12 protein-coding genes are annotated in these 13,542 nt (G+C 70.9%); 2 read left to right on the forward strand and 10 right to left on the reverse strand.

The window, feature by feature from the left end; translation table 11 throughout:
• Positions 1 to 82: 82 nt before the first annotated feature.
• The 10 genes from JM664_RS05090 to JM664_RS05135 form a co-directional block, all read right to left on the reverse strand.
• Positions 83 to 1,111 carry an Ldh family oxidoreductase gene (locus tag JM664_RS05090; RefSeq protein WP_227418839.1) on the reverse strand — a complete coding sequence of 343 codons (1,029 nt, stop codon included), beginning with the start codon at positions 1,109 to 1,111 and terminating at the stop codon, positions 83 to 85.
• 34 nt (positions 1,112 to 1,145) lie between these two features.
• A complete protein-coding gene (locus JM664_RS05095; protein ID WP_227418840.1) occupies positions 1,146 to 2,228 on the reverse strand; it encodes an isocitrate/isopropylmalate dehydrogenase family protein in 1,083 nt (360 codons plus the stop codon).
• A gap of 56 nt (positions 2,229 to 2,284) precedes the next feature.
• The gene (locus tag JM664_RS05100) at positions 2,285 to 3,292 is read right to left on the reverse strand and encodes a TRAP transporter substrate-binding protein (RefSeq protein WP_227418841.1); all 1,008 of its coding nucleotides are present in this window, start codon (positions 3,290 to 3,292) and stop codon (positions 2,285 to 2,287) included.
• Positions 3,293 to 3,322: 30 nt separating this feature from the next.
• Positions 3,323 to 4,645, reverse strand: a complete 1,323-nt coding sequence (locus JM664_RS05105; protein ID WP_227418842.1) for a TRAP transporter large permease — start codon at positions 4,643 to 4,645, stop codon at positions 3,323 to 3,325.
• A 13-nt stretch (positions 4,646 to 4,658) separates the two neighbouring features.
• Positions 4,659 to 5,147, reverse strand: a complete 489-nt coding sequence (locus tag JM664_RS05110) for a TRAP transporter small permease (protein ID WP_227418843.1) — start codon at positions 5,145 to 5,147, stop codon at positions 4,659 to 4,661.
• A 27-nt stretch (positions 5,148 to 5,174) separates the two neighbouring features.
• Positions 5,175 to 5,771, reverse strand: a complete 597-nt coding sequence (locus JM664_RS05115; RefSeq protein ID WP_227418844.1) for an HD domain-containing protein — start codon at positions 5,769 to 5,771, stop codon at positions 5,175 to 5,177.
• Positions 5,772 to 6,120: 349 nt separating this feature from the next.
• Positions 6,121 to 6,882: an NAD-dependent epimerase/dehydratase family protein gene (locus tag JM664_RS05120; protein WP_406675769.1), complete on the reverse strand. Its 762-nt coding sequence runs from the start codon at positions 6,880 to 6,882 to the stop codon at positions 6,121 to 6,123.
• Between the two features lie 8 nt (positions 6,883 to 6,890).
• Positions 6,891 to 8,684 (reverse strand): glycosyltransferase family 2 protein, encoded by a 1,794-nt coding sequence (locus JM664_RS18845; RefSeq protein ID WP_227418845.1) that lies wholly within the window; start codon positions 8,682 to 8,684, stop codon positions 6,891 to 6,893.
• Positions 8,681 to 9,868 carry a glycosyltransferase family 61 protein gene (locus JM664_RS05130; protein ID WP_227418846.1) on the reverse strand — a complete coding sequence of 396 codons (1,188 nt, stop codon included), beginning with the start codon at positions 9,866 to 9,868 and terminating at the stop codon, positions 8,681 to 8,683. The genes JM664_RS18845 and JM664_RS05130 overlap by 4 nt, the downstream gene beginning before the upstream one ends.
• Before the next feature lie 246 nt (positions 9,869 to 10,114).
• A complete protein-coding gene (locus JM664_RS05135) occupies positions 10,115 to 10,765 on the reverse strand; it encodes a hypothetical protein (RefSeq protein WP_227418847.1) in 651 nt (216 codons plus the stop codon).
• Positions 10,766 to 10,913: 148 nt separating this feature from the next.
• On the opposite strand from JM664_RS05135, the gene JM664_RS05140 reads away from it, so the two are divergent.
• A complete protein-coding gene (locus JM664_RS05140) occupies positions 10,914 to 11,840 on the forward strand; it encodes a hypothetical protein (RefSeq protein ID WP_227418848.1) in 927 nt (308 codons plus the stop codon).
• A gap of 147 nt (positions 11,841 to 11,987) precedes the next feature.
• Entirely contained in the window at positions 11,988 to 13,424 is a 1,437-nt protein-coding gene (locus JM664_RS05145; RefSeq protein WP_227418849.1) for a mannose-1-phosphate guanylyltransferase/mannose-6-phosphate isomerase, read from the forward strand.
• The last annotated feature ends 118 nt before the right edge of the window (positions 13,425 to 13,542 follow it).

Below are 13,542 nucleotides of genomic sequence, written 5' to 3' on the forward strand. Positions count from 1 at the left end.
GCAGGGCTGCGGATCTCCTGCGGTTCCGCAAGCACCGCAACGCAAGCTCTATCGGAGCGGACCGCACCGCAGATTGGTCGCGCTAGGCTGCGAGGGCGCGCAGTTCCTCGAGTAGCGCCGGGTCGAGGGCGATGCCGTCGGCCTTCTGGCGGCGCATGCGGTCCAGCTCGCGTTCGCCCGGCAGCATCACCGGCACCTCGGCCTCGGCGCGGGGCGTGTCGTGAAGGATCGCCGCGAAGTCGTTCATCCGCTCGGCCAGCCACGCCTGGGCGCCGAGGCGCCTGGCGTCCATCAGGACGAAGGTATGGCCCAAATCCTGCGGCGCCTCCGGGTTGTCCTGCCAGGAGCTGACATGCGTGAGATACGAGCCGCCCGAGAGAAGCCCGGTCAGCAGGTCCACCGCCAGCGACAGACCATATCCCTTGTAGCCGCCGATCGGGGCGAGGAAGCCCGCGAGCGCGGCGTTCGGATCGGTCGTGGGCCGGCCCTCGCGGTCGGTCGCCCAGCTGTCGGGGATCTGCTGCCCGGCCTTGGCGGCATTGCGAATCCTGGCGCGGGCGACGACGCTCATCGCCATGTCGAGCAGCACGGGGTCGCCGCCGGGGTTCGGGAAGCCGAAGCCCATCGGGTTGTTGCCGAGCCGCGCCTCGCGCCCGCCGGTGGGCGCGATCGTCGTCGTGGCGTTGCTGGCGATGAGGCTCGCGAAGCCCTGCTCGGCGGCGAGGTAGGCGTAGGGGGCGATGGGGCCGAAATGGTTCGAGTTGCGGCAGAAGACGGCGGCGATGCCGGTCTCTCCGGCGAGATCCAGTGCCTCATCGAGGGCGCGCATGCCGATGGCGGGGCCGAGGCCGTTGTCGCCGTCGAGGCGGGCCATGCCCGGCGCCAGGCGCTCCATCACCATGTCGGCCGCGGCCTTGATGCCGCCGGTCCTGAGCCGCGAGCCGTAGGCCGAGACGCGGGCGACGCCGTGCGTGCCGATGCCCATCAGGTCGGCGAGCACCAGGATCGTGGCGCAGTCGCGGGCCTGACCCTCCGGCACACCGAGGGCACGGAGGCCGCGCTCTGCCAGGGTCTTCAGCTCGGCCTCTTCGATGATCTCGTGGGCGCTCATGTCGGTGGGGCCTCGTTCATGCCGTATGGATTGCCTATTGCGTGACGGCCTTTGCCACGGCGGCGGTGAAGTCGCCGGTGCCGAGGGGGCCGCCGAGGTCGCGGGTGCGTGTCGCGGGATCGGAGATCGTCGCCTCCAGCGCGTCGGCGATCCGGGTCGCCGTCTCGCGCAGGGCCGGCAGCTCGCGCCGCTCGCCCAGCCGGTCGAGGAGCATCGCCGCCGAGCCGATCAGCGAGGCGGGGTTGGCGATGCCCCGGCCCGCGATGTCGGGGGCCGATCCGTGCTGCGCCTGCGCCACGGCATGCTCGTCCCCCGCATTCAGCGACGCCGCAAGGCCGAGGCTGCCCGAGATCTCGGAGGCCTGGTCGCTCAGGATGTCGCCGAACATGTTCGACGTCGCGATGACGTCGAACTGGCCGGGATCGCGGACGAGGAGGGCGGCCATCGCGTCGATCAGCCGTTCCTCGTATTCGACGTCGGGATAGCGGCTGGCCACCTCGCGCGTGCATTCCAGCCAGAGCCCGTCCGACAGGCGGAAGACGTTCGCCTTGTGGACCGAGCAGAGCTTGCGCCGGCGGGTCATGGCAAGGCGGAAGGCCGTCTCCGCAAGGCGCATGACGCCGTCGCGGGTTATCTTGCGGACGGCGAGCGCGACGTCCGGCGTCGGCATGAACTCCCCGTTGCCGGCGAACATGTTGCGATCCGAGTAGAAACCTTCGGTGTTCTCGCGCACGACGACGAGGTCAATGCCGTCGCCGCAGCGTGTCGGAAGGCCGGGGATGTTCCGGGCGGGGCGGATGTTGGCGTAGAGATCGAGCCGTTTGCGCAGCACGCCCGACGGGTTGAGCCCGCCTTCCGCGACCGGCGGATACTCGTTGTGCGAGACCGGGCCGAGGATAACACCGTCGGCGGCGCGTGCGGCCTCGATGGCCGCTTCGGGGATGGTGCTGCCGTCGCGGTGCAGCGCGTCGAAACCGATAAGAACCTCCTCGTAGTCGAAGGCGAGGCCGCCGGTCTCGGCCGCCGCGTCGAGGACGGCGAGGGTCGCCTCGGTGATCTCGGGGCCGATGCCGTCGCCCTTCATCACCACGAGCTTCAGCGCAGGGATGGTCATCATGTCTGCCCTTCTTCTGCTGCGTGTGCCGCCGGGCCGGCCGGCCCGGCGGAGAGGTCTCAGCGATACTCGTCGGTGATCTCGATGATCCGGTCCATCGGCCCGTCACCGACGAGCTCCCGCCCGAGATCGTCCCAGAGCGGACGCATTGCCTCGGCCCAGGCGCCACGCTGCTCGGGGGTGAGGTCGTGGATGGTCGCGCCTGCGGCGGCCATCTCTTCCAGCGCCGCGGCATTCTCGGCGTTGGTGTTCTCCCAGTTCCAGGCGGTCGCCTCGTCCATCGCGGCGCTCAGGGCGTCACGGGTCTCGGCGTCGAGACCATCCCACCACGGCTTGTTCGTGGCGACGATGTAGAAGTCCCAGATGTACTCGGTCTTGGTGATCTGCTGGGCGGTCTCGTACATCGAGCTGGCGAGCCAGGCATGCGGCACCGGCTCGACCGCGTCGATCACGCCCTGGCGCAGGGCCGTCGGCACCTCGCCCCAGGACATCGTGGTGACGTTGGCGTCGAGAAGCTCGAACGCCTCGACGTAGTTGCGGCCCGGCGGCACGCGGATCTTGACCCCCTGCATGTCGCCGGGCTCGAGGATCGGCGTGCTGCCGGTCCGCCCGATGTCCCGCGGGCCGTTGAGCCAGATCGCGAGCGGCTCGATCCCCTGGGCGCGCATCTCGTCGAGGAGCGCACCGCCGAGCTCGGGGTCGTCCATCACCGCACGGATCGCCTCGGGCGAGGGCATGAGGTAGGGCAGCACGAAGACCGAGAGCTTGGGGAACGTGCCGGAATAGACGCCGACCACCGGCGAGATGAACTGCACCGCCCCCAGCTGCAGCGCCTGCACGATGGTCTTCTGATCGTAGAGCGCCTCTCCGTGGGAGACGCGGATGTCCATCCCGTCGCCGAGCTTCTCCTCGACGAGCTCGACGAAGCGGTCCCAGGTCCGCCCCTTCACGGTGTCCTGCTGGATATCGTTGATCGCCGTCGCCTGGGTCTGCGCGGCGGTCGGTGCAGCCGCGAGTCCCGACAGGGCGATCGCGGCGCCGGCAAGCGTCGATGTAAGGCCTTTCATTTCAGTCCTCCCTTGATTTTGGTTCGTTTGTCATCCGGCCATCAGGCTCGGCAGGAACGTGCTGAGGATGGGCAGGTAGGTGATGAGCACGAGCATCACCGCCGTCACCGCCGCCCAGGGCAGGACGGCGCGGATCACTCGGGCGAGCGGCACGCCGGAGACGGTGCTCGCCACGAAGAGGTTGAGGCCGACGGGCGGGGTCAGGAGACCGAGCTCGATGTTGACCACGACCATGATGCCGAAATGGATCGGGTCGACGCCGAGCGCGCGCGCCGCGGGAAAGAGCACCGGCATGAACATCAGGATCATCGGCACGCCGTCGATGAACATGCCGGCAGCAATGAGGATGAGGTTGACGAGCAGCAGGAACAGCCATTGCGGCATGTCCATCGAGACCAGCCATTCCGCCAGCGCGTCCGGCACGCCCTGCTGCGCCAGGAAGAAGCCGAAGAGCACGGCGTTGGTGACGATCCAGAAGACCATGCCGATCCGCGGCGTCACCTGGAGTACCGTCTCGACCATCGAGCGGAGCGTGGTCTGGCGGTAGACGAAGAAGCCGATCAGCAGCGCCGCCGTCGCGGTCATCAGCGCCGCCTCGGTCGGGGTGAAGATCGCGCCGCCGTCGAAGTTGAACGGTCCGATCGACATGGCCGGAAAGCCGTAGATGCCGATCACCAGGAAGATCGGCAGCAGGAGCGCAGGCACTGCCATGCGCACCGTCCGCGCCTTTTCGTGCGCGGTCAGCGCCTCGGGCGCGGCGACGTCGAAGCGACCGGCCAGGAAACGGGCCATCGCCATCAGCAGCCCGCCATAGAGGAGGCCGGGCAGGATCCCCGCCATGAAGAGCTTGGGGATCGAGGTCGCGGTGACGAAGCCATAGAGGATCAGCGGGATGCTGGGCGGGATCAGGATGCCCAGACCGCCCGCGGCCGTGACCGCGCCTACGGCATAGTTGATCGGATAGCCGCGCTGGGTCAGCGCCGGGATCATGATGCCGCCCACCGCGGCCACCGTCGCCGGACTCGACCCCGAGATGGCGGCGAAGAACATGCAGGTCAGCACCGCCGCCATGCCGAGTCCGCCGCGGAACCGGCCGACGAGCAGGTTGGCGAAGTTGACGAGGTGGCGGACGATCCCGCCGGTCTCCATGAAGGCCGCGGCGAGGAAGAAGAACGGCACCGCCATCAGGGTGAAGTGGTCGAGGTTGGCGTAGAGCTTCTGGCCCAGGATCGGGATCGGAATGGTGCCCGCCCAGAGGGCCGCCAGGACCACCGACCCGCCGAGCGCGACGGCAACCGGCGTTCCGACACCCAGCAGCACGACGAAGGCGCCGAAGAGAAATGCGAGGGTCATCGCTGGCGGCCCATCAGTCGGTGAACTCGGTTCGGCCGATGTCCTCGTCCCGCCAGGCGCGCGGCAACCGCTGGATGTAGCGCAGACCGAAAAGGATCATCGCGAGCGGTCCGATCGAGAAGATGATCCACGAGGGAAAATTCGCCTCGACGGCGACATGGCCGGTCATGCGCACGAACTCGACGTAGAGGTAGCCTGCATAGGCCATGAAAGCCGAGTAGATGAGCGCGAAGAGCAGGGCGAGCACGTTGCAGAGGCGCTGCCCGCCGGCCGGCAACAGCTCGACGAGGGCGGTGATGCGCACGTGGATATTGTCGGCCGCGGCACGGCTCCCTCCTGCCATCGCCGCCAGGATCGTCAGGGTCACCAGCGCCAGTTCGCTCCACACGAACCCGGTGTTGAACACGTAGCGCAAGACCACCTGCATCGTGCCGATTGCCAGCGCCGCCAGAAGGCAGCCTGCCATCAGCACGTTCTCGACGAGTGTCAGGATGCGGATCATGCCAGCTCTCCCGCCGCCGTCCGCCTGTCAGCCGAGATGCCAGCGTTCGGCAAAGGTGCGTCCTCCGACCTTGTGGATTGCGGCATCGGAATCAGCGTAGTCGGCATAGAACAGGTATGCGCCCTCGACGGACGTGCTGCGCATGTTCGAGGCATGCGTATGTGTCAGGACGACATGCGCGATCTCGAGCGGCAAACCCTTCTCGAACACCTTGTGGGTGGCATAGGCGGCGTGCTGGATCTTTGCGCCGAGCGCGCTCTTTCGGGCGGGGAGGGCCGGTCCATCCGTCGGCCGACCTTCCAGATCCGGTTCGGTCTCGACGATCTTGCTGACGTCGTGGAGCAGGCAACAGGCGATCAGGTAATCGCGGTTGTAGGGTGTGCCCTGCTCGCGCTCGCCGATCTCTGCGAGGGCCAGCGCCATGCGGGTCACGCCGCGAATGTGATCGGTCAGGCGGCGATCGCGTTCGGCGTCAAGATTCTTGGGAACGTCCTCCAGCCGGTCCCACGCCGCCTCGGCCGCGACCTCGATCCAGATGTCGGCCACGTTCCGGCGCAGTTCCGCGTCGGAGATTTCGTCGATCTCGGGAAACAGTGCGCGGATCCCGGCTTCGCTCAGCACCATCGGATGCAGGTCCTCCCATCGCTCCCGTTTATGGGAGTCTTCCCCGAGACCTTGCTTCTCGCATGTGGGCGCAAGACGCAACTCGTCTAGTCAAGTAGACATGTTATGTCGCTCAACCGCCTGCCACGCAACTGCCGCCGCGGTCGCGCCTGGCTCGGGGCGGGCGTCCAGACAGTACCGGATTTTCCCGCCAGGAGCGGCCCAGTTCTCAGGGCTCAGAGCACACCGGACGCTGCCGCTGCCGAACGACTGCTCGCGCCGAGGCTGACGGCGTCACATAATCTTCATTAAGCGTCGCAACAATTGTAGCCGCAAAGCTCAAATGTCACCCGTGAGAAAAGCAGAAGTGTCACCTCTTCCCGCTGGAAGCAGCACGCGCCGAACAGCAAGATCCATGTCGGCAGGCGCGACTATGCGCCGGCGCTGGTCCGGGAGAGTTATCAGGATTTCGGACGCTGGCGGCAGCCGAGATGCTGGCCAAACGCCACGGACTGACGGTGTCGCGCGACCGGAAACGACGTGCCGGAGACCCGCGCCACGGCGTCCAGCACCTCGCGCACCGAATAGCCGCGCCTGTAGCCGCAATTGAGCGTGAGCGACGCGCCGCCCGCGCGCGCAGGTGGTTCAGCATCAGCAGGTGCGCCGCGACGAGGCCCGAGACGTGAATGTAGTCGCGCACGCCGGTGCCGTCGGGCGTGGTCCAGTCGGTGCCGAACATGATGACCTCATCGCGCAGGCCGCAGGCGGCCTCGCAGGCGATCTTGATGAGGTGCGTGGCCTCGGGCGTCGACTGATCGGCGCGCCCCGCGGGATCGGCTCCCGCCACGTTGAAGTAGCGCAGCACGCCTGCCCTGAGCGCCGCCTGCGCCGCGATCAACTCCTCGGTCGCAGCTTGGTCGCGCCGTAAGGCGAGGCGGGCCCGAGTTCGTCGTCCTCGGCCACCAGGTCCTTGCCACTTGGCGAATACCGCCGCCGTGGAGGAGAAGATCGGCCGCCTCGCCGACGCGGATTTCCACGAAGGTGACGCCTTCGGGCACCGCATGGACCGCCCCGTCGAGAGATCACTCACGACCACGACGCGCTCGCCGGCATCGAGAAGCGCGTGGACCATATGGCATCCTACCGAGCGCTATATTCGCCTCGTGGATGTCGACCGTCTCTGCCGGAGTCGGGTCTCGGCCGGGTGCGGGTTTGCGCGAGGGGGCGTTGGGCCATGGCGCGGAGGGCGAGCCGGGCGGCGTCGGCGCGATCGCCGCAGGATGCCGTCTGGCGGGCGCTGTCGAGCAGATAGGCGTGCGCGACGCCCGCGCGGCGCAGGGCGTGACGGTTGCGTTCCCAGAGCGCCGCGCGGGCGGCGCGTTCGGCGGCGGGATCGGGGATCGGGCGGGGCCCGAGGCGGACGAGCGGCGCGTTCACCGAAGCGAAATGATAGAGGCGGGCCGCCCGCTGCAGCCACTCCCATATCGCGAGCGCCGGCAGCGTCGGGTCGAAGCCGCCCACCGCCTCGACCACCTGGCGGCGGACCAGCACCGTGGAACCGGGCGCCCGAAGCGTCTCGCGCCAGAGCAGCGCAGCGAAGAAGTCGCCTTGCCCGCGCGCCGGAAGCTGCCCTTCCGCATCGCTCTCCGCGCCAGTGGAGCAGACGCCGACCCGGTGCGCCGCCGCCTCGAGCAGGCCGACCTGGCGCGCGAGCTTGTCCGGCTGCCAGACGTCGCGCGGGTCGAGAAAGGCGACATAGGCGCCCTGCGCCGCCTCCAGCCCCGCGTTCAGGGCCTCGGCCAGGCCACCCGCGGCGGGCACCAGGCGCAACCGCGCATCGTCGGCAAGGCCGGCCGGGTCCGTCTCGCCCACGACCATCAGCTCGAGCGCGCCATAGCTCTGCCCCAGGACGCTGGCGATGGCGGGCGCGAGGTCGATACCAGGCTCGGCGGGGAGCACGACGCTGACCTGTGGACCCTCCGTCACCGGCGGCGCCTCCACCGCGGCGGCGACTCGGGCCGGGCGCGCCACGGGGCCGAAGCGGTGGTCGAGCTCGGCCCGGAGCCGTGCGCCCGCCGCGGCAAGGCGCCCCCGCCGGGCCGGCGGGGAGAGGATCAGGGCCTCGGCCGCCGCGGCGATGTCCGGATGCTCGCGGGCGTCGCGCCGCAGGGCGCGCGCCATGTCGGAGAGCTCGACGCGATATCGGTCAAGGCGTCCCGCCCGGACCAGCTCGTCGCGGGTGTTCTCGAGCGCGCGCAGGCGCGAGCGCAGACCGGTCTCGGAGAAGCGCCGGCCGCTCAGCGACAGCGCCTCGCCCGGAAGCCGGCGGTAGAGCGAGAGGCCGTCGCGGGTGCGGCGGATGGGGACGCCGCGCGCCATCGCCCGGCGCATCAGGTTGCCGTCGTCGTCGCCGCGGCTCTCGGCATCCCAGCCGCCGCTGGCGTCATAGGCGGCGCGGTCCCAGAGCACCGCGCAGGGCGGCGAATAGCGCCCGGTCATCCAGGCCGAGAGGTCGTCCTGCCCCGGCCGCCGGTGCGGGATCGAGGGCGGCCGCGCCAGCCAGGCCGGCCCGACGCGCTCGTAGCGGTCCCAGGGGCCGATCGCGAGGCCGGGCGCGCGCCCCGCGTCGAGCGCCGCCGAAAGCGCCGCCAGCGTCCCCGGCGTCAGCAGGTCGTCGGCGTCCATGAACATGAGCCGCTGGCCGCGGACCAGCGCCGCCCCCCGGACCCGCGCCGCCGAAGCGCCGCGCGCCGGGCCGGCATGCACCGCGACGGGGCCGCCGAAGGACCGGGCGATGTCGGGGCTGGCGTCGGTCGAGCCGTCGTCGATCACCAGCACCTCGTCCGGCGGCGCGGTCTGGTTCAGCACCGAGCGGATCGTCTGCGCCAGGAACGCCGCGCCGTCGCGGCAGGGGATGACGACGCTGACGCTCACCCCAGGACGGTCTCGAGCGCGCGGCGCAGGTCCGCCTCGTCGACGGCGAGGTCCTGGTCGAGCGGATGGCCCCCGCCCACTCCGCGGCCGCGGACCAGCGCGTAGTCCAGCCCCAGCCCGACCGCCTGCGCGTAGAAGTTCGGGTTCGGATAGGCCGGGTCGGCGATCTCGATCACCCGGGTGCCCTCGGCACAGAAGAGCATGTTGGCCAAGCCCGCCCCATGCGGGGCGAGGAGCGCCCCCGCCTCCCGCATCAGCGCAATCTGGGCCGGGAAGTCGAGCCGCTCCATCTCGACGATCTCGAAGCCGAAGTCGCGCAGCATCGGCGTCAGCGCCTCCTCGTCCACCAGGCGGCGGCCGCGGGCCGAGCGGCGGCTGACGAAGACCCGCCGTGTGCCGGGCGCACCCTCGCCCACGGTCATACGGCGCGCCAGCCGCAGAAGCTCGGGGCGGAAGCGGTCGGTCTCGAGCAGCACCAGCTCGCGCGTGGCCAGCACCGCCCCCGAGGGCAGCTCGGGCTGCGTCGCCGGGTCGATGCCGAGAAGCGCCAGGCTGTGGTCGATCACCGGGGTGCGCTCGGCCGGCAGGACCAGGTCGGCGGTCTCGCCCAGTTCCACGAGCTGCGCGAGCTTCGGCAGGTGCGCCGTCAGCCAGTGCGCGTGGTTGTCGTAGACCCGTTCGGCGAACCAGACCGCGCGGTCCAGCGTCAGGTCGGGCCTCCGCGCGGCCAGCGGCGCATGGAACGGGCGGTAGCGGATCTCGCGCAGGTCGAGGCTGCGGCCCCGCGCGTTGAGGATGGCAGGCGCGTAGTCGCGGCCGGGCCGCGCCGCCAGCACCCGCGCCTCCGCCAGCCGCAGGAGCCGCGTCGGCCCGGCCCGCCGCTCCGGCACGTCGCGGAAGGCGTAGCCAAACCAGCCCCGCTCGTCCGGCAGGTCCTCGCGCCGCGCCACCATGCGGGGCAGCGGCGCGCGGGCGGTCGCCGCCGGATGGATCTCCGTCACCCCGGCCACGTCCGCCGCGGCGAGGTGCCGGGTCCAGCGGTAGCCCACCAGGCGCGGCGGCAGGCCGAGCCCGACGAGCCGCTGCCCCGCCCGCCGCATCCAGCCCCTGGCCCGCCCCCTGAGGCTCGGCGCCGGCGCCGCGGCGGTCCGCGCGCCCGCCTGGTAGATCGTCTGCCTGCTCATGCCGCCATGCACCTGTTCCGGACCGGTCTCGTGTGCGTCGAAAAGATGCACAAGCCCTTTCCGCCGGTGATCGCAGAGACGGGGCCTCAGGCAAGCCCCGGAGCCGGCACGTCAGCGACGAGGCGCGCCTTTTCCCCCGGCCGGCGTCACCTGCGGGCGTCCGGCGTTTCGGCGGGAAACGTCACCCCCGGCGAAGGCAGACGGCTGCGAGCAAGGAGCAAGGAGCATGCCACAAGGCCGAGAGTATTAGGGGGAGTCGTCGAAATCGTCATCGGTATCGAAGTCGTCGGACGAGTTCTCGTAATCGTCATCGTCCTCGTGGCTCTGGAAGCTGCGCGGGAAGTCCCAGCGCTCGAACCGCTGCTCGATCATCGCGCGCTCGGCCGGGGTGATCGGCAGGTAGACGAGGCGGTTTCCGGGATAGGCGATAAGCTTCTCACCCTCGCGCAGCGGGCGGCCCGCCGGCTCCAGCGGCTGCGCCGAGCCTTCGAGAAGGTAGGTGGTGAGGCTCTGCCCCGGCACCACGTTGACCGCGACGGTCGAGCCCACGAAGACCACGGCGAGCTCGTTGCGGATCCGCACGCTCATCTCGCCGGTGTCGATCAGGAACCAGCCGACGCCCACGTTGATCGCCACGTCGGGCGGTTCCCACACCACGAGCGGGTCGGAGTTCTGGTCGAGCTGCAGCGTGGTGCCCTCGCTCCAGCGGACGATGGCCGAGGACCCGGCGCCGGTGCTGATCGTGGCGCCCTGCCGCACCCACGTCCCGTGCTCGGCCGGCGCACCGTCGACGCGCACGTTGGGGCCCGTCGCGAGAAGCCTCGCGGTGGGATCTCCGGTCGTGCAGGCACCGAGAAGGAGGGCCGCGGCGACGAGCATGGCTGAGGTGCGAAACATGCCCGAGCCTACCACGCAGGCTTACCTTGGGTAAACCAGTTTGATGTACCAGGTCGCGCCGCCTCGCCTCCCGCGCGATGCGGTGGCCTTTCGAGGCCCGCCCCGGATTTCGTGCAAGCCGTTCAGGACCATGCTAGTTTGCCGCTCCGTGGCGATCGGCCCAGACCACACGGGGCTTCCGATGGAACTCGTCAAGGCATTCGGGAAGCTGCTGGGCTGGCTCTCGGGCGTGCTCGCGGGGATCACCGCAGTGCTCTACGCCTTCGGCTTCATCGCCACCGTCACCCATCAGGGGATGCTGGGGCTCGAGCTCGCCAACACCTCGCGCGAGCCGCTCTGGTACCTGGGCCTCGGGGCGCAGATCGCCGCCCGCTGGGCGCTGCAGGCGATGCTGGCGCTGATGCTGGTGCTGGTCCTCGGTGAGACCGTCCGCTGGCTGAGCCGCCGCGCCCGCGCCGAGGCCGCGGCCGAGCCCGGCCGCATCGCCCGCACGGCGCGCTGGCTCGACCGGCAGACGCCCTGGGGCATCGCCGTGCTCGCGCTCTTCCTGATCGGCTACATGATGTCGGCCTTCGGCGGCGCGCTCGGCATCCGGGGGCTCCTGTTCGCCGCGCCCGAGGCGATCTGCACCCGCGACGGGGTGGTGGGCGACATCGTCGCCGCGGACCTGCGCAGCCTCTCGTCCCGCGCCGACCAGGTGGTCTTCTTCGCGGTCGCGGCGCTCGGCATCTGCGGCTACGCGGTGCCGCGCCTCGCCGCGGGCCAGGCGGGCGCCCTGCCCCTCCTGATCTGCGGGGCGGTGACGCTGCAGGCGGTCGGCGCGGTGCCCTCGGCGCACGGCCTCTTCGTGCTGCGGCCCGAGCTGCGCAGCCTCGCGGCCGAGGGCGACGGGATCGGCGCCCACGGCGAGGCGCTCTACCTGCTCGCCCGCACCGAGGACGGGCTCTGGGCGTGGGAGCCGGGGACGCAGCGGCTGCACTGGTTCGCCGGCGGCAGCTACAGCCACCTGCGGATCGGCCGGACGCACTCCATCGGCGCGCTGCTCTGCCCGCCCGGCGCGGGCGACGGCGCATGAACCCCGCGAGGGGGCGCGGCACCGATCCCCGCCAGCCGCGCGACGGCCGCCGGGTCCCGGGGAGCGGCTCCGGCCCGGGACGCAGCGGGTTGAAACGCCTCGGGCTTCCGGCGATAACCGCCGCGTGACCAGTTCCGGCGAGCGCGCGTGATCCATCCCGTCATCCTTTGCGGTGGCTCCGGCACCCGGCTCTGGCCGTCGTCGCGCGCCGCGTTCCCCAAGCAGTTCGCCCCGCTCGTCGGGCGCGAGAGCCTCTACCAGGCGACGCTCAGGCGGCTCTCGGGCGAGGGCTTCGACGCGCCGCTGGTGATGACCGGGGACGCGTTCCGCTTCCTCGCCACCGACCAGGCGGCGGAGATCGGCCTGACCGACGCCCGGGTGGTGGTCGAGCCCGCCGGCCGCGACACCGCCTCCGCCATCCTCACCGCCGCGCTGATGCTCGACGACCCGCAGGCGATGATGCTGGTCGCGCCCTCGGACCACCTGATCGCCGACCGCGCGGCGTTCCTCGAGGCGGTCGCCCGCGGCGCCGAGACGGTCGAGGAGGAGGGCGCGCTCGTCACCTTCGGCGTGGTGCCGGACCGGCCGCACACCGGCTACGGCTATCTCGAGCTCGGCCACGCGCCGGCCGGCGCCGGGGCCGTGCGGCTCGAGAGCTTCCGCGAGAAGCCCGACGCCGAAACCGCTGCGGGGATGCTGGCGGCGGGGCGCTATCTCTGGAACGCGGGGCTGTTCCTGTTCCGCGCGGGCGACGCCATCGCCGCCTTCGAGGCGCACGCGCCGGACCTGCTGGAGCCCTGCCGCGCCGCCATCGCGGAGGGCGCGCAGGATCTCGGCTTCTTCCGCCTCGGCGCGGATTACGCCCGGGCGCGCGCGATCTCGGTCGACTATGCGGTGATGGAGCCCGCCGGCCGGGCCGGCCCCGGCGCGGGCGGGCGGCCGCTGATGGCGGTGCCGCTCGACTGCGGCTGGACCGACCTCGGCAGCTGGGAGGCGCTTTGGCAGGTCAGCCCGCAGACGCCCGAGGGGGTCGTCGGGCACGGCCCCGTCACCGCGATCGACTGCCGCGACAGCTACCTGCGCTCGGAGGAGGGCTCGCTGCGCCTGGTGGGCCTAGGGCTCGACCGGGTCGTGGCGGTGGCGATGCGCGATGCGGTGCTGGTGGCCGACATGGACCGCGCGCAGGACGTGCGACAGGTGGTGGCGGCGCTGCGCGAGGCCGAGGCGCCGCAGGCCGACGACTACCCCCGCTTCCACCGGCCCTGGGGCTGGTACGAGACGCTCTGCCTTTCCGACCGCTTCCAGGTGAAGCGGATCATGGTCCGCCCCGGCGGAGTGCTCAGCCTGCAGAGCCACATGCACCGGTCCGAGCACTGGATCGTGGTCGCCGGAACCGCGGAGGTGACGGTCGGCGAGGAGGTCCGCCTCGTCTCCGAGAACCAGTCGGTCTACATCCCGCTCGGGCAGACGCACCGCATGGCCAACCGCGGCCGGGTGCCGATGTACCTGATCGAGGTGCAGACCGGAACCTATCTCGGCGAGGACGACATCATCCGTTACGAGGATGCCTACGGACGCGGCTGACTGCCGGCGAGGCATGCGTTCGGGGCATTATTCTGCGGCCGCGGCTAGCAACCGGTGGAATTCCATGCAAAGTTAACGCCAATGTGGAACCGGGCGGCACCTGCACGGTTCGTCTTGA

This window comes from Roseitranquillus sediminis (assembly GCF_016918935.1).
GTDB classification, from domain to species: domain Bacteria; phylum Pseudomonadota; class Alphaproteobacteria; order Rhodobacterales; family Rhodobacteraceae; genus Roseitranquillus; species Roseitranquillus sediminis.

Excerpts from the sequence above, each read along its gene's own strand:
- JM664_RS05135 (WP_227418847.1), bottom strand. The coding sequence starts at position 10,765 with ATGTTTCGCACCTCAGCCATGCTCGTCGCCGCGGCCCTCCTTCTCGGT.
- JM664_RS05105 (WP_227418842.1), bottom strand. The coding sequence starts at position 4,645 with ATGACCCTCGCATTTCTCTTCGGCGCCTTCGTCGTGCTGCTGGGTGTC.
- JM664_RS05130 (WP_227418846.1), bottom strand. The coding sequence starts at position 9,868 with ATGAGCAGGCAGACGATCTACCAGGCGGGCGCGCGGACCGCCGCGGCG.
- JM664_RS05115 (WP_227418844.1), bottom strand. The coding sequence starts at position 5,771 with ATGGTGCTGAGCGAAGCCGGGATCCGCGCACTGTTTCCCGAGATCGAC.
- JM664_RS05120 (WP_406675769.1), bottom strand. The coding sequence starts at position 6,882 with ATGGTCCACGCGCTTCTCGATGCCGGCGAGCGCGTCGTGGTCGTGAGT.
- JM664_RS05110 (WP_227418843.1), bottom strand. The coding sequence starts at position 5,147 with ATGATCCGCATCCTGACACTCGTCGAGAACGTGCTGATGGCAGGCTGC.
- JM664_RS05100 (WP_227418841.1), bottom strand. The coding sequence starts at position 3,292 with ATGAAAGGCCTTACATCGACGCTTGCCGGCGCCGCGATCGCCCTGTCG.
- JM664_RS05090 (WP_227418839.1), bottom strand. The coding sequence starts at position 1,111 with ATGAGCGCCCACGAGATCATCGAAGAGGCCGAGCTGAAGACCCTGGCA.
- JM664_RS05095 (WP_227418840.1), bottom strand. The coding sequence starts at position 2,228 with ATGATGACCATCCCTGCGCTGAAGCTCGTGGTGATGAAGGGCGACGGC.